General features: G+C 56.4%; 24 protein-coding genes and 1 pseudogene. 9 read left to right on the top strand and 16 right to left on the bottom strand.

Annotated elements, in window-relative coordinates:
• Positions 1-7 precede the first annotated feature (7 nt).
• Together AC3Y7R_RS09585 and AC3Y7R_RS09590 are read right to left on the bottom strand one after the other, a co-directional pair.
• Positions 8-280 carry a hypothetical protein gene (locus AC3Y7R_RS09585; RefSeq protein ID WP_490041809.1) on the bottom strand — a complete coding sequence of 91 codons (273 nt, stop codon included), beginning with the start codon at positions 278-280 and terminating at the stop codon, positions 8-10.
• A gap of 577 nt (positions 281-857) precedes the next feature.
• Positions 858-1,378: pseudogene (locus AC3Y7R_RS09590) on the bottom strand (IS3 family transposase).
• Between the two features lie 659 nt (positions 1,379-2,037).
• Between AC3Y7R_RS09590 and AC3Y7R_RS09595 the strand changes: the two are divergent.
• From AC3Y7R_RS09595 to AC3Y7R_RS09620, 6 genes are all read left to right on the top strand, one after another.
• Positions 2,038-2,991: an aspartate carbamoyltransferase catalytic subunit gene (locus tag AC3Y7R_RS09595; protein ID WP_490041810.1), complete on the top strand. Its 954-nt coding sequence runs from the start codon at positions 2,038-2,040 to the stop codon at positions 2,989-2,991.
• Positions 2,988-3,533, top strand: coding sequence for an aspartate carbamoyltransferase catalytic subunit (locus AC3Y7R_RS09600; RefSeq protein ID WP_490041811.1), 546 nt, complete (start codon positions 2,988-2,990; stop codon positions 3,531-3,533). The genes AC3Y7R_RS09595 and AC3Y7R_RS09600 overlap by 4 nt, the downstream gene beginning before the upstream one ends.
• A gap of 99 nt (positions 3,534-3,632) precedes the next feature.
• Positions 3,633-4,163: a hypothetical protein gene (locus tag AC3Y7R_RS09605; protein ID WP_490041812.1), complete on the top strand. Its 531-nt coding sequence runs from the start codon at positions 3,633-3,635 to the stop codon at positions 4,161-4,163.
• Positions 4,163-5,449, top strand: coding sequence for a dihydroorotase (pyrC, locus tag AC3Y7R_RS09610; protein ID WP_490041813.1), 1,287 nt, complete (start codon positions 4,163-4,165; stop codon positions 5,447-5,449). Before AC3Y7R_RS09605 ends, pyrC begins: the two co-directional genes overlap by 1 nt.
• Positions 5,442-6,053: a glycerol-3-phosphate 1-O-acyltransferase PlsY gene (gene plsY / locus AC3Y7R_RS09615; RefSeq protein ID WP_490041814.1), complete on the top strand. Its 612-nt coding sequence runs from the start codon at positions 5,442-5,444 to the stop codon at positions 6,051-6,053. Before pyrC ends, plsY begins: the two co-directional genes overlap by 8 nt.
• 4 nt (positions 6,054-6,057) lie before the next feature.
• Entirely contained in the window at positions 6,058-6,510 is a 453-nt protein-coding gene (locus AC3Y7R_RS09620) for a DUF805 domain-containing protein (RefSeq protein ID WP_490041815.1), read from the top strand.
• Here the strand turns inward: AC3Y7R_RS09620 and AC3Y7R_RS09625 are convergent.
• The 3 genes from AC3Y7R_RS09625 to AC3Y7R_RS09635 are packed head-to-tail and all read right to left on the bottom strand — an operon-like array spanning position 6,507 to position 9,181.
• Positions 6,507-7,877: a glutamate--cysteine ligase gene (locus AC3Y7R_RS09625; RefSeq protein ID WP_490041816.1), complete on the bottom strand. Its 1,371-nt coding sequence runs from the start codon at positions 7,875-7,877 to the stop codon at positions 6,507-6,509. The genes AC3Y7R_RS09620 and AC3Y7R_RS09625 overlap by 4 nt on opposite strands.
• 57 nt (positions 7,878-7,934) lie before the next feature.
• Positions 7,935-8,459: a hypothetical protein gene (locus AC3Y7R_RS09630; protein ID WP_490041817.1), complete on the bottom strand. Its 525-nt coding sequence runs from the start codon at positions 8,457-8,459 to the stop codon at positions 7,935-7,937.
• Complete coding sequence (locus AC3Y7R_RS09635) at positions 8,456-9,181, bottom strand: 16S rRNA (uracil(1498)-N(3))-methyltransferase (RefSeq protein WP_490041818.1); 726 nt, start codon at positions 9,179-9,181, stop codon at positions 8,456-8,458. The genes AC3Y7R_RS09630 and AC3Y7R_RS09635 overlap by 4 nt, the downstream gene beginning before the upstream one ends.
• A gap of 12 nt (positions 9,182-9,193) precedes the next feature.
• Here AC3Y7R_RS09635 and ubiA point away from each other — a divergent pair, with 12 nt between their 5' ends.
• The 3 genes from ubiA (at position 9,194) to AC3Y7R_RS09650 (ending at position 12,439) form a co-directional block, all read left to right on the top strand.
• The gene (gene ubiA / locus AC3Y7R_RS09640) at positions 9,194-10,174 is read left to right on the top strand and encodes a 4-hydroxybenzoate octaprenyltransferase (protein WP_490041819.1); all 981 of its coding nucleotides are present in this window, start codon (positions 9,194-9,196) and stop codon (positions 10,172-10,174) included.
• 71 nt (positions 10,175-10,245) lie between these two features.
• Positions 10,246-12,114: an OmpA family protein gene (locus AC3Y7R_RS09645; protein ID WP_490041820.1), complete on the top strand. Its 1,869-nt coding sequence runs from the start codon at positions 10,246-10,248 to the stop codon at positions 12,112-12,114.
• Positions 12,107-12,439: a hypothetical protein gene (locus AC3Y7R_RS09650; RefSeq protein WP_490041821.1), complete on the top strand. Its 333-nt coding sequence runs from the start codon at positions 12,107-12,109 to the stop codon at positions 12,437-12,439. The genes AC3Y7R_RS09645 and AC3Y7R_RS09650 overlap by 8 nt, the downstream gene beginning before the upstream one ends.
• Before the next feature lie 16 nt (positions 12,440-12,455).
• On the opposite strand, the gene AC3Y7R_RS09655 is transcribed toward AC3Y7R_RS09650, so the two are convergent.
• From AC3Y7R_RS09655 to AC3Y7R_RS09705, 11 genes are read right to left on the bottom strand one after another with little or no spacing between them, the layout of a single operon-like run.
• Positions 12,456-12,899: a molybdenum cofactor biosynthesis protein MoaE gene (locus tag AC3Y7R_RS09655; RefSeq protein WP_490041822.1), complete on the bottom strand. Its 444-nt coding sequence runs from the start codon at positions 12,897-12,899 to the stop codon at positions 12,456-12,458.
• Positions 12,900-12,902: 3 nt separating this feature from the next.
• The gene (gene moaD, locus AC3Y7R_RS09660; RefSeq protein ID WP_490041823.1) at positions 12,903-13,151 is read right to left on the bottom strand and encodes a molybdopterin converting factor subunit 1; all 249 of its coding nucleotides are present in this window, start codon (positions 13,149-13,151) and stop codon (positions 12,903-12,905) included.
• Positions 13,148-13,819, bottom strand: a complete 672-nt coding sequence (gene pgsA / locus AC3Y7R_RS09665; protein ID WP_490041824.1) for a CDP-diacylglycerol--glycerol-3-phosphate 3-phosphatidyltransferase — start codon at positions 13,817-13,819, stop codon at positions 13,148-13,150. Before pgsA ends, moaD begins: the two co-directional genes overlap by 4 nt.
• A gap of 43 nt (positions 13,820-13,862) precedes the next feature.
• A complete protein-coding gene (locus AC3Y7R_RS09670) occupies positions 13,863-14,366 on the bottom strand; it encodes a gluconokinase (protein WP_490041825.1) in 504 nt (167 codons plus the stop codon).
• A gap of 1 nt (position 14,367) precedes the next feature.
• Complete coding sequence (locus tag AC3Y7R_RS09675; RefSeq protein WP_490041826.1) at positions 14,368-15,129, bottom strand: SDR family oxidoreductase; 762 nt, start codon at positions 15,127-15,129, stop codon at positions 14,368-14,370.
• 45 nt (positions 15,130-15,174) lie between these two features.
• The gene (locus AC3Y7R_RS09680; protein WP_490041827.1) at positions 15,175-16,152 is read right to left on the bottom strand and encodes a P1 family peptidase; all 978 of its coding nucleotides are present in this window, start codon (positions 16,150-16,152) and stop codon (positions 15,175-15,177) included.
• Entirely contained in the window at positions 16,152-16,898 is a 747-nt protein-coding gene (locus AC3Y7R_RS09685; RefSeq protein WP_490041828.1) for an SDR family oxidoreductase, read from the bottom strand. Before AC3Y7R_RS09685 ends, AC3Y7R_RS09680 begins: the two co-directional genes overlap by 1 nt.
• Before the next feature lie 41 nt (positions 16,899-16,939).
• Positions 16,940-18,394, bottom strand: a complete 1,455-nt coding sequence (locus AC3Y7R_RS09690; protein WP_490041829.1) for an aldehyde dehydrogenase family protein — start codon at positions 18,392-18,394, stop codon at positions 16,940-16,942.
• A gap of 15 nt (positions 18,395-18,409) precedes the next feature.
• Positions 18,410-19,963 (bottom strand): ABC transporter ATP-binding protein, encoded by a 1,554-nt coding sequence (locus tag AC3Y7R_RS09695; RefSeq protein WP_490041830.1) that lies wholly within the window; start codon positions 19,961-19,963, stop codon positions 18,410-18,412.
• Positions 19,960-20,769 carry an ABC transporter permease gene (locus tag AC3Y7R_RS09700; RefSeq protein WP_490041831.1) on the bottom strand — a complete coding sequence of 270 codons (810 nt, stop codon included), beginning with the start codon at positions 20,767-20,769 and terminating at the stop codon, positions 19,960-19,962. Before AC3Y7R_RS09700 ends, AC3Y7R_RS09695 begins: the two co-directional genes overlap by 4 nt.
• On the bottom strand, positions 20,766-21,710 hold the full coding sequence (locus AC3Y7R_RS09705) for an ABC transporter permease (protein ID WP_490041832.1): 945 nt from the start codon (positions 21,708-21,710) through the stop codon (positions 20,766-20,768). The genes AC3Y7R_RS09700 and AC3Y7R_RS09705 overlap by 4 nt, the downstream gene beginning before the upstream one ends.
• Positions 21,711-21,714 lie beyond the last annotated feature (4 nt).

Below are 21,714 nucleotides of genomic sequence, written 5' to 3' on the forward strand. Positions count from 1 at the left end.
GCGACTTTCAAATTTCGGTGTGATTGGGCCTGTGCATTGTGCAGGCCTTTTTCTTGTTGAACCCCCCAATTTCTGCACGCTTTTGAGCCAAATCGGCAAGCTTATGCGCCAAGGAAAGTTTGGGGTCTGATTTTTCATTTAAAATTAATAACTTACGGGGTGTGCGTTTTTGTGACCGCGAAATCTGCACTCTTATGGGATTTTGACAAGTGAGATGACGAATGACACCTGACCGTTCCTTTACGACAGGTTTTTTCCTTTCTTGAGCGAGTTTGCTCAACCAGATCCGTCCACTTAGTGTCTATCGTTCAAATGGATGGCCTTGTGGCTCAGCCCCGCCACCCATGTTGCTCGTCATTTTTCTTGGATTTTCTCCGTTAGGATGTCACCGTGCGTACAAGCGATTTTCGAAACCCAAGTCCTGAGCAAACTTATAGCAACCAAATGCTAAAACCATAAATCCTATCTTCAGATTGCCCAAGCAGTGCTACAGAAGTCTCGCCAGCCCTTGTCAGCGCGCGAGATTTTGGATGCTGCTTATCGATTGCAGCTAGTACCAGAGCATCTCTTTGGGAAGACACAGTACAGCTCGTTTGTCTGTAGGTTTGTTACGCAGCGGATTTGTTTTTGGTTGACTCATTTGGCTTCGACGAAGCTTCTCGCCGAACATTGGCAGGGCAAACAACTCTACCGAAAGACGATCTTTATAGCCTGACGTCGCTTATAGCAGATCATTCTCTGCAATGTATAAAGCGGCTGGATCAAGACGAAGTTGGTAAATCGGTTGTACTATTGACGTCCTATGAATGCGCACAACCAGATAGGTTAATTCCCCGCATTGAATAGCCCCTAGCTTCCTAGACGCCTTGTTGCTTCCACTTTTGCTGTTTTTCGAACTTGATGGATGACAGCATCCCACTCTAGCGTGTTTGCGTTTCGGGTTGTAGAACATTTCGGTCCATTCGAGCACGTCACGCCTAGCATCATCTCTGGTTTTGTATGTTCGTCGCCTGATACGCTCGCGTTGCAACCGATTGAAAAAACTTTCAGCGACGGCATTATCCATTGCTCGGCAGTGCATGTTTACATGCATGAGAGGGATGCAGTTTACGATACCCATAAATCTTGCCGCGGCCTTTCCATGCATCTTTAATCAAATCAGTTTGGCGCGTATCTTCCTTCGCCCTTTTGCTGAGAGGGTACTTCAGCCAAGCATAAAAACCGCTGGGATGAATGCGCAAACACCGGCACATCGCACGGACCGAAAACACAGGGCGATGCTCTTCCCCTCTCGGCGATTGCAACGCAATCACCTGCCAGTCAACGGTGTCCCCAGCCGCTCCGCAACCTCGCTGACCGCATACCCTCCATCAACCACTTGCGCGACAGCATCGCGCTTAAACCCTTCTGAAAATCTATTTCAGGACATACCGTCCTCCTTGCTTCCAAAATTACCAAGCAAGGTGTCTACAAATCTAGGGGATATTCACAACGTCACTCCGTCGGACGTCTACTTTGGGCGAGACAAAGCCATCTTAAAGCAAAGGGAAAAGATTAAACGAAAGACCCTCGAAGCGCGGCGCTTGCATCACAGATAGCGCGCTGCATAATGAAATCAACCAGATGAGCAGAACTCTCTCTTAGTTTAAGCTGCCAGTGGTTCCAAAAACCCTGACGACGGACACAGCACATTGGTCAGGTCAACGGCGTTGAAGAAGCGCACTTCTTTCCTTGATTGATCAATGTGGTCCCCAAGGCTATGCCTGTTCCGGTTCACCTCGTCGGTGTTTGCTGCACGGGCTGTAAAGCCAATCCGACTAAGAAGCCAAAGCGAACAAAGACGAGGAAGACGTCGCAACCCGAAGGCGAATACGTCTCGGTTTTGGGTCGCTAGGCTTAGTTTTGAAAATGGCGGGTATTCATTTCCCACTTTGCGAAAACTTTTTTCCCCGCTACACCGCACCTTATCAGCCCCACGGTGGCTTGCCCGAACCGCCTCCCCCCCCTATAACCCGATAAAATAACGCGAGGGCCCCTATGACATTCCGTGCAAAGCACCTGCTTGGGATCGAGCACCTTGGCCCCGATGAAATCACCACATTGCTGGATCTGGCCGACCAATATGTCGAGTTGAACCGCCGTGACGTCAAGCATACTGACACCTTGGCCGGGCTGACCCAGATCAACATGTTCTTCGAGAATTCGACCCGCACACAAGCCAGCTTCGAGATCGCAGGCAAGCGCCTTGGCGCCGATGTGATGAACATGGCGATGCAGGCCTCCTCGGTCAAAAAGGGCGAAACCCTGATCGACACCGCCCTAACCCTGAACGCCATGCACCCCGACCTTTTGGTCGTGCGTCACCCGCATTCCGGCGCGGTGGATTTGCTGGCCCAAAAGGTCAACTGCGCGGTGCTAAACGCCGGCGATGGTCGCCACGAGCACCCGACACAGGCCTTGCTAGATGCGCTCACCATCCGCCGCGCCAAGGGTCGTCTGCACCGCCTGTCAATTGCGATTTGTGGCGATATCGCGCACAGCCGCGTAGCGCGCTCCAACATTATGTTGCTGGGCAAAATGGAAAACCGCATCCGCCTAATCGGCCCTCCGACTTTAATGCCCTCTGGCATCGAAGAATTCGGCGTAGAGGTGTTCGAGGACATGCGCGAAGGCCTAAAGGACGTGGACGTGGTGATGATGCTGCGTCTCCAGAAAGAACGCATGGACGGCGGCTTCATCCCGTCCGAGCGCGAATATTACCACCGCTACGGGCTGGACCCCGAAAAGCTGTCCTATGCCAAGCCAGACGCGATCATCATGCACCCCGGCCCAATGAACCGTGGCGTAGAAATCGACGGCGTGCTGGCCGACGACATCAACCGATCAGTAATCCAAGAACAAGTCGAGATGGGCGTCGCCGTGCGCATGGCCGCCATGGAATTGCTGGTTCGCACAAGACGCGAACAGGCGCAGCAGGGGGTGATGGTTTGAGCACGCACTCTCCAGAATGGCAGGGCATTCTTGATGATAACGAAGAGATCATCTGGCAGGGGAAGCCATCCCCTAAAGTTCGCCTAGAATTTCGCAATCCGTTTGAGCCATTTTTCTTTCTCTTTTTTACCGGATTTTCTGTCTTTTGGATGGCCATGGCATCAAAGGCACCCGGCCCGTTTTGGATGTTTGGGCTTCTTTTTTTCGGGGTCGGAAGCTACAATTTAATCGGTAAACACTTCTGGAAGGCTTGGGAGCGCAAAAGCACATTTTATACGCTCACAAACAAGCGCGCCTTAATCGCTACTACGTCGATGTTCGGGGCCCGCAAGCTCGACAGCTATCCACTAACACCTGACAAACCGTTACAGTTTTCCGAAGGGGCATTGTCGTCAATTTACTTTGAAACCAAAGAACGACGCGGAAAAAATGGCACCTATACAGAGCAGATAGGTTTCGTGATGCTTGCGGACGGCCGCGATGTCTTTCAAAAAATGCGTAATGTGCAACAGGCCCAGCAGGAAGGTGCACGGAATGGATGACCCCAAAGATCCCCGCATGTCCGGCAAAGTCGCGACCTACGCGCTGCTGGGTATTTTCGCCTTCACCGGCCTGATGATCTGGATCGGGAGCTAACGGCGATGCCTGATCTCCCCATCAGCGCCTCCGAGCACGGAAAGCTACGCGTCTTCGCGCTCAGTGATCAGCTTGCCATGGAGATCGGGCAGTCCGGCGTGTTGGATCGGTTGCAGCAGGCCTTGGGTTTGTACAGCTTACACGTACAAGATGTACAACTTGTACAAATCCGCGCGCTGGAAGACCTCGGGCTAAAAGGGCTGCTCAGCGGTGGTTATGGCATCACTCTAACCCCGCAAGACGCAGCTACAATCGACGCGCTCACCGGCGATATTGCCCTGATCCGCACCGCTGCATTCACCGCGCCGACGACCATTACCCTCAATGGCGAGGCCGAGTTGATCGCCACTTTTTCCGAGCAATCCGCCCCCGCCGCCAAATTCGCACCGCTGGTCAGTGACGCCACCAAAGGCGTTCTCGGCGGCCCCGAGGGGACTAAGCCGCACCGTGGTTTTGGTGCTCGCCTTGCCCTGATCGCGATGTTGGCGTTGGTTGCCTCCGTCGCTTGGGTCTTCTTTTACTACATAGGGTTCTGATGACTGATCTGCTTCTTACAAACGCACGACTGATTGACCCCGAAGCTGGCACCGAGACACTCGGGGCGCTGCTTATCAAGGATGGGGCAATCAGCAAAATATTGACCCAAGACGCTGATATTTCAAAAGAAAAATTCCCTATAGTCGACTGCAACGGCAAATATCTCGCACCCGGCATTGTCGACATCGGCGTGAAGGTTTGCGAGCCGGGTGAGCGCCACAAAGAAAGCTTCCGCACAGCTGGCTTGGCGGCCGCCGCTGGTGGCGTGACCACCATGGTCACCCGCCCCGACACCATCCCCACCGTAGACACACCCGAAACACTAGAGTTCACCAAAAGGCGTGGGGCTGAAATGGCACCAGTGCGCATCGCGCCGATGGCGTCGCTGACCAAGGACCGCGCAGGTCGCGAAATGGTCGAGATGGGGTTCTTGCTGGATGCAGGTGCCGTGGCGTTCTCGGATGGTGACAACGTGGTGACGGATAACAAAGTTCTCAGCCGCGCCATGACCTACGCCCGCTCGCTTGGCGCGCTGGTGATGGGCCACCCGCAAGACCCAGTGCTGTCCAAGGGTGCCGCAGTAACATCCGGTAAATTCGCCTCCCTACGCGGCCTTCCCGGCGTCTCGCCCATGGCCGAGCGCATGGGGCTAGAGCGCGACCTAGCCTTGGTTGAGATGACCGGCGTACGCTATCATGCCGACCAAATTTCCACCGCCGCCGCCCTACCCGCACTAGAGCGCGCCAAGGCACAGGGCCTTGATGTGACGGCAGGCGTTTCAATTCACCACCTGACATTGAACGATTTGGATGTGGGCGATTACCGCACCTTCTTCAAGGTCAAACCGCCCCTGCGATCCGAGGAAGACCGCCTTGCAATGGTCGAGGCCGTGGCGTCCGGCCTGATCGACGTGATCTGCTCCATGCACACGCCGCAAGACGAAGAAAGCAAACGCCTGCCCTATGAGGAGGCCGCGTCCGGCGCGGTTGCGTTGGAAACGCTGCTGCCCGCCGCCATGCGTCTGCTGCACTCAAACTCCATTGACCTGCCGACGCTCTGGCGCGCCTTGTCGCTGAACCCCGCCAAACGGCTTGGGTTGGAAGGCGGGCGCCTGAGTCTTGGCGCGCCTGCTGATCTGGTGCTATTTGACCCTCATGCGCCGTTTGTCATGGACCGCGAAACTCTGCGCTCCAAATCCAAAAATACGCCCTTTGATGGTCAGCGGATGCAAGGTCGTGTGTTGCGCACCTTTGTTGGTGGCACGGAGGTATTTGCCCATGCCTGAGATCAGCACCGCCCCTTATCTACTGTGCTTTGTCGCCGTAGCCTCCTACGTTTTGGGGTCCATTCCTTTCGGATTGGTAATTACACGGCTTATGGGTTTGGGCGATTTGCGCCAAATAGGGTCGGGCAACATCGGGGCCACAAACGTGCTGCGCACTGGCTCCAAATCCGCCGCTTTGGCAACCGTTTTACTAGACGCAGGTAAGGGCGGCATCGCCGTTCTGTTGGCCCGCGCAATGATCGGCGAGGATGCTGCCCAATTGGCAGGTCTGGCCGCGTTCATCGGCCATATCTTCCCCATCTGGCTAAAATTTAACGGCGGCAAAGGCGTCGCCACCTACCTTGGCACATTGTTAGCCTTATCATTCACGGCAGGCCTTGTAGTCTGCCTTACCTGGCTTGTCTTCGCCCTGTTATTTAGAATTTCATCGCTCGCAGCCTTGGCCGCGGCAGCGTTAATGCCCCTATGGTTGCACGTTTTAGGACTGCCACAGCTTACCATTCTAGCCGCACTACTTGGCGCGTTAATCTGGATGCGTCATGCGGGTAATATTCGCAGACTTATACGTGGTGAAGAAAAGAAAATTACGCTCAGGAAAGGGTAACCCAATGGGACCTGTAAAAGCCGTTAAAACCTGTATTTCCAAGTCGTTCACATGGAAAGGGCGCGCCTCACGGTCAGAGTTTTGGTGGTTCTTCGCTTTCTACAACGGCCTCGCAATTTTCCTCGTTATCTCCATCATCGCCTCGTCCAGCGAACTGGATGGCGAGACCGAAGCAGGCCCGCTGATGACCGCCCTAATACTTGTTGTTCTAGGCCTCATACCCGCGTCTCTTGCGGTCTTGTCGCGGCGCATCCATGACAAAGGGCTGACCACTTGGCTCATGCTGCTTTGCATCATACCCATCGGGCAAATCATATTGCTAATCTTTACAATCCTGCCCGGTGACGTCGGCGATAACTCCTATGGGCCCGACCCGCTTGGCCGCACGCCACCCCTGCCCGAGCCCGAACCTATTTACGCCAAATCCAGCATCCCAAGAGTTATCGACAAAGACTAGTAGCTGTAATCGGCATAAATCCGGCTCAGATCGCCATCCCATTCGCCGTGATACTTGGCCAGCAACTCGTCCGCTGGGGTTTGGCCTGTCTCGATGCTTTCCTTCAACGCATTAAGGAAATGCGTCTCGTCCGGCACCAAGCCGCCAGCGCCGGGCTTGGCACGGGCTTTCAGCCCCGCCTCCGAGATCGCCACGACCTCGCGCGCCAGATCAATCATCTTCACGCCGTTCACTTCGGCCGCCAACCCATCAACCGAGGCCGCAACGCGCCACGCCTCACGGGTTTCTGCATCCCAGCCTTTGGCCACATCCCAAGCCGCATCCAGCGCGGTTTGATCATAACAAATGCCGACCCAAAATGCGGGCAGCGCACAAAGCCTGCGCCACGGGCCACCGTCCGCACCGCGCATCTCCATGTATTGCTTAATCCGGGCCTCGGGGAACACCGTGGTCAGGTGGTCTGCCCAATCTGACAGCAGTGGTTTTTCACCGGGAAGCGCGGGTAATTCACCCTTCAGGAAGTCACGGAACGACTGCCCCAAAGCATCAATATATTTGCCATCGCGGTAGACGAAATACATTGGCACATCCAGCACCCATTGCACCCACGCCTCGAACCCCATGCCCTCGTCAAAGACGAAGGGAACCATGCCTGTGCGGTCCGCATCCAGCGCACGCCAAATGCGCGAGCGCCACGATTTATGGCCGTTCACTTTACCCTCAAAGAACGGCGAATTGGCGAACAAAGCCGTCGCAACGGGTTGCAACGCCAGTGCGACGCGCATCTTTTGCACCATGTCGGCCTCGGAGCCAAAATCAAGGTTCACCTGTACAGTGCAGGTGCGCCGCATCATGGCAGTGCCCATAGTGCCGACTTTTTCCATGTAGCTATTCATCAGCTTGTAGCGCCCTTTGGGCATCAGCGGCATTTGCTCATGGGTCCACTCGGGCGCGGCTCCAAGGCCGATAAACTTCACCCCGATCTCGTCTGATACAGATTTGACCTCTTGCAGGTGCACATTCACCTCGTCGCAAGTCTGGTGAACCGTCTCAAGAGGTGCGCCTGACAGCTCTAATGCGCCGCCTGGCTCTAGCGATACATTCGCGCCATCCTTGGTCAGGCCGATCAGATAGCCGCCTTCTTCAACGGGTGCCCAGCCAAAGCGATCACGCAAGCCTGATAGCACCGCATGGATCGAGCGCTCACCCTCGTAAGGCAGCGGCTTCAGGCTATCTTGGCAATAGCCGAATTTCTCGTGCTCGGTGCCAATGCGCCAGTCTTCCTTGGGTTTACAGCCCTCTTCAAGAAGCTGCGCAAGTTGGGAATCGTCGGTAATCAGACCGCCGCCGGATTGAGGAATGGACATGTCAGCAGGCTCCGTCTGAACTGGGTTTACAAGGGTTGAGGTGATTTGCAGGTGATGTCAATGCAGACGACCACGCTGTTTCGCCCAGATCACAAAACTGTCAATTTTTGTCGACCCCATGGCGCGGATGGCCGCCTCGAAATCAACGCCTTTCAGCGGGGCAAGTGCATCGAACAATTGCGCCGCCCCCTCGGCTGAATTGGGGATTAGTAACCGGGTGCCGCCGTCTTCCTCCAGCAACCAATGGACATCTTCGCGTATTGGGCCTTGGTCGTTGGTCAGGATCGTCACGCGGGCAAGATCGTTAATGGAAACTGCGCCGCCCTCATGCGGTGCAAAATAGGTAATCTGACGCTCGTCTACTTCAACCACACCGGGGCCGTCTTGCACTTTTGAGGTCAAACGCACACGCCGCCATGCGGTCCACGCGATTGCTGCACCACATAAAAACAGCAACACCCCGGCTGCCTGCCACAAAATTCCGAAATTATTGAACGACAAAATGCCAAAACCCACCAGCGACAGGCCCAGCAGCACCTCTGAATGGCGCGCCAGAAACGCCTGCACTTCGGGGCGGATCATGTCCAATCCCCCAAGGCATTTTGCCAAAGCGCCAGTGCAGCAACAACGGCAGTATCGGCGCGCAAAATGCGTGGACCAAGACTGATCGAATGCGATTGCTTTAACGCGCGCAATGTCTCTCGCTCGCCCGCAGAAAATCCGCCCTCAGGACCAATCACAATCGCCCAAGGGCCGCTGGGCAAGTTCGACAGGTTTGTCGGCTTTCCTACCATTTCCTCATCGCAAAACAACAGGTGTCGATCCGCGGGCCAGCCCTCCAGCATCACGGAGAGTTTTTGGATATCTGCCACCGGAGGCACATAAGTCCCGCCACATTGCTCCGCCGCCTCGATAGCGTGGGCTTGCAACTTGTCTTGGCGAACGCGCTCAGCATTGGTGTATTCCGTCCGCACCGGAAAAATCTGCGCGACACCCATCTCGGCGGCTTTTTCCACGATGAAATCCGTACGCGCTTTCTTGATCGGCGCAAACAGCAGCCAAAGATCTGGCGGGGTTTGTTGCGGCAAGGTTTGCTGCTCGCAAATCACCGCACCGCGCCGTTTCGCCGCCTGCACCACGCGGCACGTCCACTCGCCATCTTGCCCGTTAAACAAGGCCACAACGTCGCCTACGCCAAGGCGCATCACGTTGAATAAATAATTGGCCTGTGGCTGGGTCATCGCAACCGAATTGCCCTGCCCCAATGGCTGCTCTACAAACAACCTGATTTTTGCGCGTTCCATGAGGCTGAACATATGACCGAGCATAGCCAAATGCCAGAGGACCAAACGCCAGACGGGCAGGTAATTGATGCCGTCGCCCAAAACTGGGTCGATACATGGGCGCCTAAAGCCACCCGTCCGTACTTGCGTCTCAGCCGTGCGGACCGCCCGATTGGGACGTGGCTTTTGCTTCTGCCGTGCTGGTGGGGTGTCTTGCTCGCCGCCAGCGCCGACCCCGCCGGGCTGAACCTGTTTGACCTGTGGATCGTCATAGCCTGTGCTATCGGCGCCTTCTTGATGCGCGGCGCGGGCTGTACTTGGAATGACATCTCGGACCGCAAACTCGACGCACAGGTTGCACGCACAAAATCCAGACCCATCCCATCTGGCCAAGTCACCGTCAAAGGCGCTCTCATATGGATGGGAGTGCAGACATTGATCGCATTTGCGATTTTGCTGACGTTCAACGCAATCACCATCGCACTTGGCGTGCTGGCGTTGCTCCCCGTGGCGATCTACCCGTTCGCCAAACGCTTCACATGGTGGCCGCAGGTTTTCCTTGGCATCGCGTTTAACTGGGGCGCGCTACTGGCATGGACCGCACATACTGGCACACTCAGCCTCGCGCCAGTGATCTTATATTTCGCGGGCATCGCGTGGACGCTGTTCTACGATACGATTTACGCCCACCAAGACACCGAGGACGACGCACTGATCGGGGTAAAATCCACCGCGCGCCTGTTTGGCGAAAACTCGACATGGTGGTTGCGCCTGTTTCTCATGACATCGGTCCTCTTGTTATCTTTGGCAATCATTGTCGCCTTGGCCCCTGGGAAAAACGTCATGGTCTTAACCGTAGCTCTTGCGGGCGCGTGGGCCTTTGGCTGGCACATGGTGTGGCAGTTGCGTCGCCTTGATACCACCGACTGGACCGTCTGCTTGCTGCTTTTCCGCTCCAACCGTGATGCTGGTCTGATCCCTGCGCTATTTTTTGCCGTTACCGCATTGCTGTGATTGAACAACCTGCGCGCGCCCGTTAGGTAAGACCCGGTGCCCGCCGCAACGTTCAATGGTAGACGACCTGTATGAAACTAAAAACTATCGCCGCATTCCTCGCCGCCGCCGCCCTATCCACTGGGGGCGCATGGCTTGCTGTGGATTGGGTTGAGGCCCGCTCCGGCGAGGTTGTCACCTCTACGTTGATTGACGGGCAGCACAGTTGGACCTCGGTGACCACAGACGGGTTATTGGTCGCCTTGGGTGGCGAAGCCCCCGATGAGGCCACCCGTTTTCGCGTGGTTTCTGCGATTGGCCGGGTCATCGACCCTGACCGCATTGTCGACAACATGGATGTGAAGGCGCGCGAAAAAATCGAAGCACCGCGATTCTCGGTCGAGATGCTGCGCAATGGCGAAGGTATCTCCCTTATCGGGCTTATCCCAACCACGGGCGAAGACAATGAAATTGCCGAGCAACTGACTGATATCGCCGATGGCGCCAGCGTCACCGACATGCTTGAGAAGGCCGACTATCCAGTGCCGGACCGCTGGGAAGATGCGTTGGCATTTTCCATTCAGGCGCTGCGCGATCTTGAGCGGTCCAAAATCTCGGTCTCCTCCGAGTTGATCGAAATCACCGCGATTTCCGACAGCCCCGAAGACAAGCGCCGGATTGAGGCACAACTGGCCCGCTCTGCACCAGATGGGATACGCCTCGCGCTCCACATTTCCGCGCCGCGCCCGGTGATCACCCCTTTCACGCTGCGGTTCCTGTTGGACACCGAGGGGCAGGCCTCTTTTGATGCATGTTCCGCGGATAATGATGCGACGCGCGCACGCATCCTGCGCGCCGCAAGCGCTGCTGGCACCATTGAGAAGCCGGAATGCGCCATCGGCCTTGGCGTTCCGTCCCCTAACTGGGCCAAGGCGGTTGAAGTGGCAATTTCCGGCCTTAAAGATTTGGGCGGCGGGTCCCTGACATTCTCGGATGCCGACATTACAATGGTAGCACTGGACACCACCTCTCAGGGCAAATTCGACAGAGTTATCGGTGAGATAGATGCTGCTTTGCCGGAAATTTTTTCACTGCATTCTGTCCTGCCTGAAAAAGTGGTGGTAGATGGCAGCGGTGCCGAGACTGCTATCGAATTCGTAGCCACCCGCAGCCCCGAAGGATTGGTGCAATTGCGTGGCCGCCTGACCAATGACAGCATTAAGCAAATTGTCGGATCTTTCGCTCGTGCGCAATTCGGCTCGAGCAAAGTCTACCTTGCCACGCGCAATGATTCCAAGCTGCCTGACGACTGGCCCGTGCGGGTTTTAGCCGCGTTGGAAGCTTTGTCCACTTTGGAAAGCGGCAGTGCCGTTGTGCAAGAAGATTTCGTTGAAATTCGCGGTGTCAGCGGCAAAAAAGACGCCTCCGACACAATTTCACGCACTCTGGCAGACAAGCTGGGCGAGGCTGAAAACTTCGAGATCAGCGTTCGCTACGATGAGTTGCTGGACCTGACGTTGAACATTCCCACACCACAAGAATGCGTGGCACGGATCAACAAAATCCTATCCGCCGCCAAAATCGTGTTTGAGCCATCCTCGTCCGAAATTACCACTGAAGCAGGCCGGACCGTCGACAAAATTGCCGAAATTACCAAGCAATGCGAACGTGTTAGAATGGAAATCGGCGGGCATACGGACAGTCAAGGCCGCGAAGAAATGAACACCAACCTCAGCCAACAACGCGCTGATGCGGTGCGTGCGGCCCTCCTCTCGCGGCGGGTTTTAACCGGCAACATCACCTCCAAAGGCTATGGCGAGGCCGACCCAATCGCTGACAACGACACCGCCGAGGGCCGCGAGGCCAACCGCCGGATCGAGTTCAAACTGTTGACAGACGCCCGTGCGGCCTCCACAGACGAAACCGCACCTCAAGCAGAAACCGAGACCCAAAGTGAATAGATCAGAGTTCATCATCGCCACCGCGTTTATCCTGTTCCTTGCCTTTTGCGTGGGCTGGTTCACCTGCTGGCTGCTGCAACGCTTCAGCCGCGTGACCACGGCAGATATTGAAGAGTTGGACGGTATGGCGAAGGCGCTGCACGACGCCGAGGAAACCCGCGACCAAGCGATTACATATTTGCAGCAACGCGAGGCCGAGTTAACCAATCAGCTATCGCAAACCGAGGCCGAGCTAAAAGCCGCCATGGACGGCTTGCGCGACGCCCGCCACGAGGCCGAAGAACTGCGGACCTACATTGAGCGAACCAATCAAATTCAAGGGTAAATAAAGCCCAACTTGCTCAGGACCAACGCTCAAGCGCTTGCTCGTCGCGGTCCTTACTAGCGACCCATTCCGAGCCGTCAGAAGTGACTTCTTTTTTCCAAAACGGCGCGCGGGATTTTAGGTAATCCATCAAAAAATCAGCCGCCGCAAAAGCATCAGCGCGGTGGCGCGACGCCGTGGCCACCATCATGATATTATCACCCGGTGCCATAAGGCCGTAGCGGTGAATGATCAGCACATCTGCAAGCACCCAACGCCGCTGTGCCTCTTCGCAAATCTGCGTCAGGGCGCGCTCTGTCATGCCGGGATAGTGCTCGATTTGCATCTGACTTAACCCGCCCGAGACATCGCGTGTCACACCCGTAAAGCTTACCACTGCACCGACGTCTGTATCGCCTTTGCCAAAGGCGTTCAACTCTGCGCCCGGATCAAACGGGGCCTCTTGAACAACGATCCGCACCCGTCAACCGCCGGTCATTGGCGGGAAAAATGCGACCTCGCGTACACCTTCAAGGCTGGCCTCAAATTCAGACAAGTCTTGATCAACGGCTACCCGCAACGCAGTCAAATCAGAGAACGCCAACGCATAGCGCTCCTCGCGGGCGCGCAGTTCCTCAACCAGCTCAATAACAGTTTTGGCAGAGGTCTCAATCTGCTCTTTAGGCAGGCCAATACGTTCCCGTACCCACGCGAAATACAACACGGAGATCATGATTTGGTCTCGTCGCGAAGGTATGGCATGGCTTTTCGCAGATAATCCCAGCCTGTCATCATAGTCAGGATTGCAGCGGCCCAAAGTAGAAATACTCCGACTTTAAAGGTCACATTTGCCGCCTGCGCAAACCATTGCAATCCCAACGGATCATCAGTCGCTCCGGACATAATCGCCGTCAGCATAGCGTCATCCATGCCCGTTGTCCGGTCAAGAAACTCGTGCTGGAACAACCCAGTCGCAAACAGCACCGCAATGGAAACCATCTGCGCCGTGGTTTTCCACTTGGCCAGTTGCGTCACCTTCAACAAGCCCGCGGTATCGCCCAAAAACTCCCGCAACCCGGACACAAACACCTCGCGAAACATGATCACCGTGGAGGGCAACAATACCCAAGGGTTCATGCCAGAAAAGCCGGTAATGACCAGCAGCGCGATAATCACCATGGCCTTATCTGCAATCGGATCCAGCATCGCGCCGAACTTGCTTTCTTGCTTCCATGCACGGGCAAGGTAGCCATCGAGCCAGTCCGTCAAAGCCGCCGTTACAAATAAAATGAGCGCAAACCAATCGGCCCAAGGCCGTTGGAAATACAAAAACATAACGGCAACGCCCGGGGCTGCCAGCAGACGCATTAGCGTCAAGATATTAGGAATGTTCCAATTCATATAGCATATGTACCCGAGGCCCGCCGCCGGGGGAAGTCAGGAGTTACTGCGGTGCAGCGACCTGTGGCAATCGTGAGATAATTTCACCTACAACGTCGCTAAATTCTTGTGAGATATCAACAGAAAACCCTGCCTCTCCACGCTGTAGCGGCTCTAGAATTGCAATCTGGCTATCCAGCAAGCTGACCGGCATAAAATGCCCTGTGCGGGCCGCCATTCGCCCCTCAATAAGCGCCCGACCCCCGACCAGATGCACGAACTCCGCGTCCGGGCATGCGACCCGAATACGGTCGCGATAGCTCCGCTTCAGGGCCGAGCACCCTATCAATGCTGGCCCTCTCAGCTTGCGCAAGGTTTCCCCGACTGTATCCAACCACGGCGCACGATCCGCGTCATTCAAAGGGGAGCCCGTGGCCATTTTGTCAATATTGGCCTTTGGGTGCAGGTCGTCGCCATCCATGTAACTGGCCCCAAGATGCGCGGCGACCCCCTCGCCAACTGACGATTTCCCGCTGCCAGCCACCCCCATGATCACAAGTCGCAACATTCTACAGCGAGGCCGTAATGCCGCCATCCACGTATAACGTGTGGCCATTTACAAAACTTGACGCGGGCGAGGACAGGAAGATGCACGCGCCGACCAACTCCTCCACATTGCCCCACCGCCCCGCCGGTGTGCGTTTCTCCAGCCAAGCCGAAAATTCGGGATCCGCAACCAGCGCTGCATTCAGTGGCGTGTCAAAATACCCCGGCGCAATCGCGTTACATTGCAGCCCGTGTCTGGCCCAATCCGTGGCCATGCCCTTGGTCAAATTCCCCACCGCGCCCTTGGTCGCGGTGTAGGGCGCGATGCCGGGGCGGGCCAATGCGGTTTGGACCGACGCGATGTTAATAATTTTGCCCGCCTTGCGCGCAATCATGTGACGCGCAACGGCTTGTCCCACATGAAACACCGAGGCCACATTGGTTTGCAAAAGCTTCTCAAAAGCATCGGCTGGAAAATTCTCCAACTCACTGCGATGCTGCATTCCCGCATTATTCACCAAGATGTCTATCGGGCCGGTATCTGCTTCAAACCCATCAACAGCGGCGCGCACCGCCTCGTGATCCGTCGCATCAAAAACCAAGGTATAGGGTGCATCCAACGCGTCTGCCGCCTTGGTTAATTTCACCCCATCCCGCCCGTTTAAAATGATCTGCGCCCCGGCCTCTTTCAAGCCCCGCGCTAAGGCATAGCCAATGCCCTGAGAAGAGCCCGTCACGAGTGCTCGCTTGCCAGTGAGATCAAAAAGATCTGCGCCTTTGGTCATGTCCTGATCCTTAAACTGTGCAAAGTACCGCCCTTACCGCGAATGTTACCCAGCCGGGGATTTGAAACAAGGCAATACGTCACCCGGGGCCGGAACAGCCTCGTAGACAGCGCGGGCAATGGCACGAGACAGACATGTCGCCGCGGCGTGGCCTATCATCAATGGATCGCCGGTTTTTTCGCCTGCCGACACGCTGAACACCAAGTCGCCATCCATCGGCGTATGAGACGGCACAATCGCGCGCGCCATACCGTCATGCGCGGCCACGGCCATGCGCTTGGCCTGCGGCTTGGTCAATCTTGCGTCCGTCGCCACGATCGCTATGGTGGTGTTCGCGCCCTCCTGCGTATCCGTTTTCAATGGCAATCGCACCGCGCCATATGACACGGTATCAGCGCCCAAACTGCCGAACTCGCCCGCTATTTCCGACTGCGCGGCCCAGAACTTTCCGCCCGGCGTCACCACCGTTCCCACAGGGTTCACCACCACCAAGGCCGCGACCGTCACACCGTCGTCCAGCACCAAAGACGCCGAGCCAAGCCCGCCTTTAAGTGTCGCAGAAGTCGCACCAGTTCCGGCGCCAACGGATCCTGTGTCGAACACGTCGCTGGCCGTTTCTAAGGCTTGCTCCCCTAAATTGGCATAGGGGTTCTTGGCCCAGTTTTTGTCTCCTCCATTAAGCAAATCAAAGATAATCGCGGCAGGGACAATCGGCACGCACACATCCCCAACCGCAAACCCGCGCCCCATGTTGCGCAAACCATCAACCACACCGGACGCCGCGTCCAATCCAAACGCCGAGCCGCCGGATAACACCAGTGCATCCACGCCCTCAACCGATTTATCGGGGTCCAGCAAATCCGTCTCGCGCGTTCCCGGTGCGCCCCCCATGACATGCACCGACGCCATAAATGGCGCATCGGCAGTCAGCACCGTCGCGCCCGATTTCAACCTCGCATCTTGCGCATTTCCCACGCGCAGTCCCGCCACATCTGTGATCGAATTTCGCGCGCCGGGTCGCATTAAATGCACCGTCCGCCATCGACTTCCATGCACACGCCCGTGACCATCGAGGCCTCGTCAGAACATAGATAACAGGCCGCATTTCCCATGTCCTCGGGGGTTGAGAACCGCCCCATAGGAATGGTTGAGAGGAACTTCGCGCGCATCTCCGGCGTGTCCTCGCCCAGAAACATTTTCAACAGTGGCGTATCACCTGCCACGGGGTTGATCGCGTTCACCCGAACGCCCGCCGGGGCCAGCTCAATCGCCATGCCCTTGGTCGCATTGTTCATCCAGCCCTTCGAGGCGTTGTACCAGTTTAGCCGTGGCCGCGGACTAACGCCTGCGGTCGAGGCCACATTCAAAATCGCCCCGCTACCCTGCGCTTTCATCAAGGGTACGATATGCTTCGCGCCCAAGTAGACCGACTTGCAATTCACCGCAAAAACCTTGTCGAAATCGTCCTCAGACACCTCCTCCATTGGTGCCGGAAGGTGCGTGGTGCCTGCGTTATTGATCAAAATATCAATCCGCCCGAATGCGTCTAGCGTCGCCGCCACCATGGCTTTCACGCTGGCATCCTGCGCGACATTGGCCTCAACGGCCTGTACCGCGTCACCCAGCTCAGAAACCAGCTCATTCGCCATTTCGATGTTGAGGTCAGCAATCATCACCCGCGCGCCCTCAGCCACAAATTTACGCGTGATCCCAGCGCCAAACCCCGACGCACCACCCGTAACAATCGCCACTTTTTCATTTAAACGCATAGTGTTACTTCCTCATATCATATCTAAAATTTTGATGCAGGTCATCCATGCAGCGCCGCAACAGTTTTCAAGGTCGAGAACCCGTACAACGCCTCGAACCCTTTTTCGCGGCCATGCCCCGACAGGCCCGAGCCACCAAATGGCAACTCTACCCCGCCGCCGGCACCGTAATTGTTCAAGAACACCTGACCGCTGCGCAGCGCTTTCGCCAACCGCATTTGCCGCGCCCCGTCGCGCGACCAGACCGAGGCAACCAAGCCAAATTGCGTGCCATTGGCGATTGCCAGCGCTTCCGCCTCGTCCTCGAATGGGATCACCACTTGCACTGGCCCGAATATCTCGTCCTGCGCTAGAACATGGCCCGGGCTGACGCCTGCAAACAAGGTCGGAGCCACGTAGTTTCCTCCCGATGGCGCATCACCGACAATCTGGCCTTGCGCCGCCATTTCCAATGAGGAGCCTTTTTCTAAGAAGCCCTCAACAATCGTCTTTTGCCGTGCCGAAATTAGCGGGCCTACGTCCAAATCCGCCATCGCCGGGCCGACTTGTAGTTCGCCATATCGCGCCGCCATGCGGTCCAAAACTTGGTCGAACACGCCACGTTGCACCAAGATGCGCGACGACGCCGAGCAAGTCTGCCCCGCGTTCTGAATACCCGCATTCACCAAGAACGGCAGCGCCGCATCGATATCGGCATCGTCAAACACCAATTGCGGGGATTTTCCGCCCAACTCCAACGTCACCGGTACGATATGCTCCGCCGCTTGTCGCTGGATCATTTTGCCGACCCCGACCGAGCCGGTGAACGACACGTGGTTCACATCTGAATGCCCCGACAGGGCCGCGCCCGCTTCTGCACCCAAACCCGGAACCACGTTCAATGCCCCCTCTGGCAGACCCGCTTGGCGGGCTAAATCAGCAAAAGCCAAGGCGGTTAGGCAGGCCTCTTCGGCGGGCTTCAACACGGCTGCATTACCCATCGCCAAAGCCGCCCCAACCGAGCGCCCGATGATTTGCATCGGGTAATTCCACGGGATGATATGGCCCGTCACACCATGCGGCTCGCGCAGGGTATAAACCGTGTAGCCGTCCAGATAGGGAATGGTGTGGCCGTGCAATTTATCCGCAGCCCCGCCGTAGAATTCCATGTAGCGCGCCAGAGCCACCGCATCCGCTTTGGCCTGTTTCAACGGCTTGCCTACATCCATCGCCTCTAGGCGCGCCAACCTGTCTGCGTTCTCCAACACCAACACGCCGATTTTTGCCAAAATACGCCCACGCTCTGGTGCAGTCATCCGTGCCCATGGCCCGCTCAACGCGTCGCGTGCGGCTTGCACTGCATGATCCACATCCGCGTGTTTCCCGCGCGCAATCTCGCAAATGACTTCCCCCGTTGAAGGGTTGTTCAACTCCAACGTTTGCCCATCAACAGGGTCCACCCAAACGCCTCCGATGAAACAAAGGGACGGGTCGAACCAGATATCTTCACTGCTCATTGGGTATGCTCCTGTCTAGGCATCGGGCAGGCGCGGTGCGGCTGCAATCAGGGTTTTAGTGTAGGGGTGTTTTGGGTTGATGAACACCTGTTCAGTTTCGCCTTGCTCAACAATTTTTCCAGCCTTCATCACCAAACAGCGGTCTGTGATGGCACGCACCACCGACAAATCATGCGAGATGAATAAATAAGTGAGGCCAAAGCGGTCCGATAAATCCGCAAGCAAGTCCAGAATTTGCGCGCGGATTGAGACATCCAACGCTGACACCGCCTCGTCCAGCACAATCAGGTCCGGCTTGATGATCAACGCGCGTGCAATGGCGATCCGTTGCCGCTGCCCGCCTGAAAATTCATGGATATATTTGGCTTTATCCGATGCCTCCAGCCCGACCGAGATCAGCGCCTCGTCGATCTCAACCTCGCTTGCTTTGCGCCCCAGAAGATGAAACGGCTCCGACACCAATCGCGCCACCTTATGGCGTGGATTGAAGCTGCCATAAGGGTCTTGGAACACCACTTGCATCTTATGGCGGACCATCGGGCCGACAGGTTGCCCATCCAGATGGATGTGCCCACCTTGCAGCGGCTCCAGTCCCAAAATTGCGCGTGTCAGGGTCGACTTTCCACAGCCACTTTCTCCAACCAAACCAAGGCTTTCACCACGTTTTATCTGAAAGTTAACCCCATCCACCGCCCGGAATTTTTTCACCGGCCCAAACAGCGCCCTACGTGGTAAATTGTAATCGCGCACCGCATTTTCGACCTGCAACAAGGGAACATCTTGGGGCGTCCCTGCGCGTTCTGGTTGATGAGTGGAGGCCGCAAATAGGGCCTCTGTATAGGGGTGCGTCATGTCGCGATGCAATGTCTTCGCCGCGCCCTCTTCGACCACCTCACCGTCTTTCATAATCACGATCCGATGCGCCATTTCCGTGACCACAGCCAAATCATGACTGATCAACATCAACCCCATACCGTCCTCGTCCACCAGTCGCGCCAGAAGGGATAAAATCTCGGCTTGAGTGGTCACATCCAGCGCCGTTGTCGGCTCATCTGCGATCAACAATTTCGGCTGCAAAGCAATCGCCATCGCGATCACCACCCGCTGACGTTGCCCCCCTGATAACTCATGCGGATACCGGCCAAGCGGAAAGCGATCTTGCGGCAACTCACAGCGCTCTAGTGCTTGCGCGGCCCGAGCCATGGCTTGCGACTTCGACACATTTTCATGGATCAAAATTGTCTCCGCCACCTGCGCGCCGATCGTTTGCACCGGGTTAAGCGCCGTCATTGGCTCTTGAAACACCATGCCAACATCGCGCCCCCGCAAGGCACATAAATCAACCTCATCCAGCGCCAGAACATCGCGCGCGAGCAGGCGCACAGAGCCTTCGCACGACGCACCATCCGGCAGCAATTGTAATACTGAGAACGCCGTCAACGACTTGCCAGACCCGCTTTCTCCGATCACACCCAAAATTTCCCCCGGCGCAATTTCAAGCGATATATCGCGCAAAATTTGCGTACCATGGATCGACAGAGACAGCCCCTCAATCGCCAGCAAACTCATCTCTGAACCCTCAACTTCGGATCAAGGAAATCGCGCAATCCGTCACCTGCAAGGTTCAACCCCAACACGCTGAACACGATGGCAAATCCTGGAAATAACGCCACATGCGGGGCCAGTGAGATCAGCGTTTGTGCATCGGCCAACATGCGCCCCCAACTGGGTGTCGGCGGCTGCGCACCAAGACCCACATAGCTAAGTGCCGCCTCGGCCAAAATGCCCAGTGAGAACTGTATGGTTCCTTGTACAATCAGCAGGTTAGTCACGTTCGGAAGGATATGTTCCATTGAAATTCGGGCCGCTCCCTTACCCGCCACACGCGCCGCCAGCACGTAGTCCCGGGTCCACAAAGACAACGCCGCACCGCGTGTCAGACGGGCAAAAACCGGGATGTTGAAAATGCCGATAGCGATGATTGCATTCACCGCTGACGGACCGAAAATCGCCGTGATCAGGATCGCAATCAACAGGGATGGGAAGGCAAATATCAGATCATTACCGCGCATGATTACCTCGTCCAGCAGCGATCCTTTACGCGCCGCTGCGGCCAACCCCAGCGGCACACCAATCCCCATGCCTATTCCTACCGCGACGACCGCCACCGCTAGGGATGTCCGCGCGCCAACCATGATCATCGAAAAGATGTCGCGCCCGAAATGATCCGTGCCAAACAGGTGCTCCCAAGTGGGCGGCTTCAGCTTGTTGGAAATCTCCAACACCGTCACGTCATAGGGCGTCCAAATGAACGAGATCACCGCGCCCAGCGCAAATATGGACGTCAAAGCCAGCCCAAACCACAGGTTCCTCATCCCCGCCCCCTAAGCCGCGGGTCCACCCACGCATAGGCCAAATCCACTGTGAAATTCACCATGATCACCGCGAAGACCAGCAAGAACATGACGCCCTCCACCATGATCAAATCGCGCTGCGAAATGGCTTGGAACACCAGCCGCCCCAACCCCGGCAGATAGAACACATTCTCGATGATAATCGCGCCTGCCAACAGGAAAGAAAACTGCAACCCGATGATGGTCAGCACGGGGATCATCGCGTTGCGCAAAGCATGCCGCCAGAGTGCTTGGCGCATGGTTAGCCCCTTGGCGCGGCAGGTACGGATGTAGTCCTCCGACAGCGTGTCAAGCAACGCCGACCGCATCACCCGCGCCAAGATCGACGCCTGCGGCAAGGCCAACGCGACCGAGGGCAAAACCAGCGCTTTCAATGCTGCTAATGGGTGTTCCCAACCGGGAAAGCCGCCCGCAGAGAACCACCGCAGGTTGATCGCAAACAGTAATACCATCAGCATGGCAAACCAAAAGTTGGGCACCGCAATACCCAATTGCGTGGCTCCCATCACCGAGAAATCCGTCCATGATCCACGCTTGGTTGCCGCTAAAATACCCACAGGAAACGCGACCAACACGGTCAGCCCAAGCGAGATCAACGCCAAAGGCAGCGATAACCACAACCTTTCGCCAATGATCTCTGCCACCGGGGTGCGGTAGGTGTACGAGACGCCAAAATCACCCGTCAGCATGCCGCCAACCCATGACAGATAACGCGACACCAGCGACGCGTTCAGACCCAACTCTTCGCGCAAGGCAGCCACCGTGTCGGGCTGTGCGTTGATGCCCAACATGAACGAAGCCGGATCGCCGGGGATCACCTCAATACAGGCAAAAATGACAAGGCTCGCCACGACCAATGAGATCGCAAGCGAGCCTAATTTTTTGATCGCATAGCGCAACATTTAT

Source organism: Litoreibacter sp. (assembly GCF_058136045.1).

What these genes read in the sequence shown, in the direction of transcription:
- AC3Y7R_RS09695 (WP_490041830.1), bottom strand. Translation starts at nt 19,963, where the DNA reads ATGAGTTTGCTGGCGATTGAGGGGCTGTCTCTGTCGATCCATGGTACG.
- plsY (WP_490041814.1), top strand. Translation starts at nt 5,442, where the DNA reads ATGCCTGAGATCAGCACCGCCCCTTATCTACTGTGCTTTGTCGCCGTA.
- AC3Y7R_RS09620 (WP_490041815.1), top strand. Translation starts at nt 6,058, where the DNA reads ATGGGACCTGTAAAAGCCGTTAAAACCTGTATTTCCAAGTCGTTCACA.
- AC3Y7R_RS09645 (WP_490041820.1), top strand. Translation starts at nt 10,246, where the DNA reads ATGAAACTAAAAACTATCGCCGCATTCCTCGCCGCCGCCGCCCTATCC.
- AC3Y7R_RS09635 (WP_490041818.1), bottom strand. Translation starts at nt 9,181, where the DNA reads ATGGAACGCGCAAAAATCAGGTTGTTTGTAGAGCAGCCATTGGGGCAG.
- AC3Y7R_RS09700 (WP_490041831.1), bottom strand. Translation starts at nt 20,769, where the DNA reads ATGAGGAACCTGTGGTTTGGGCTGGCTTTGACGTCCATATTTGCGCTG.
- pyrC (WP_490041813.1), top strand. Translation starts at nt 4,163, where the DNA reads ATGACTGATCTGCTTCTTACAAACGCACGACTGATTGACCCCGAAGCT.
- AC3Y7R_RS09595 (WP_490041810.1), top strand. Translation starts at nt 2,038, where the DNA reads ATGACATTCCGTGCAAAGCACCTGCTTGGGATCGAGCACCTTGGCCCC.
- AC3Y7R_RS09670 (WP_490041825.1), bottom strand. Translation starts at nt 14,366, where the DNA reads ATGTTGCGACTTGTGATCATGGGGGTGGCTGGCAGCGGGAAATCGTCA.
- AC3Y7R_RS09705 (WP_490041832.1), bottom strand. Translation starts at nt 21,710, where the DNA reads ATGTTGCGCTATGCGATCAAAAAATTAGGCTCGCTTGCGATCTCATTG.
- pgsA (WP_490041824.1), bottom strand. Translation starts at nt 13,819, where the DNA reads ATGAATTGGAACATTCCTAATATCTTGACGCTAATGCGTCTGCTGGCA.
- ubiA (WP_490041819.1), top strand. Translation starts at nt 9,194, where the DNA reads ATGACCGAGCATAGCCAAATGCCAGAGGACCAAACGCCAGACGGGCAG.
- moaD (WP_490041823.1), bottom strand. Translation starts at nt 13,151, where the DNA reads ATGATCTCCGTGTTGTATTTCGCGTGGGTACGGGAACGTATTGGCCTG.
- AC3Y7R_RS09690 (WP_490041829.1), bottom strand. Translation starts at nt 18,394, where the DNA reads ATGAGCAGTGAAGATATCTGGTTCGACCCGTCCCTTTGTTTCATCGGA.
- AC3Y7R_RS09605 (WP_490041812.1), top strand. Translation starts at nt 3,633, where the DNA reads ATGCCTGATCTCCCCATCAGCGCCTCCGAGCACGGAAAGCTACGCGTC.
- AC3Y7R_RS09675 (WP_490041826.1), bottom strand. Translation starts at nt 15,129, where the DNA reads ATGACCAAAGGCGCAGATCTTTTTGATCTCACTGGCAAGCGAGCACTC.
- AC3Y7R_RS09680 (WP_490041827.1), bottom strand. Translation starts at nt 16,152, where the DNA reads ATGCGACCCGGCGCGCGAAATTCGATCACAGATGTGGCGGGACTGCGC.
- AC3Y7R_RS09630 (WP_490041817.1), bottom strand. Translation starts at nt 8,459, where the DNA reads ATGATCCGCCCCGAAGTGCAGGCGTTTCTGGCGCGCCATTCAGAGGTG.
- AC3Y7R_RS09685 (WP_490041828.1), bottom strand. Translation starts at nt 16,898, where the DNA reads ATGCGTTTAAATGAAAAAGTGGCGATTGTTACGGGTGGTGCGTCGGGG.
- AC3Y7R_RS09625 (WP_490041816.1), bottom strand. Translation starts at nt 7,877, where the DNA reads ATGTCCATTCCTCAATCCGGCGGCGGTCTGATTACCGACGATTCCCAA.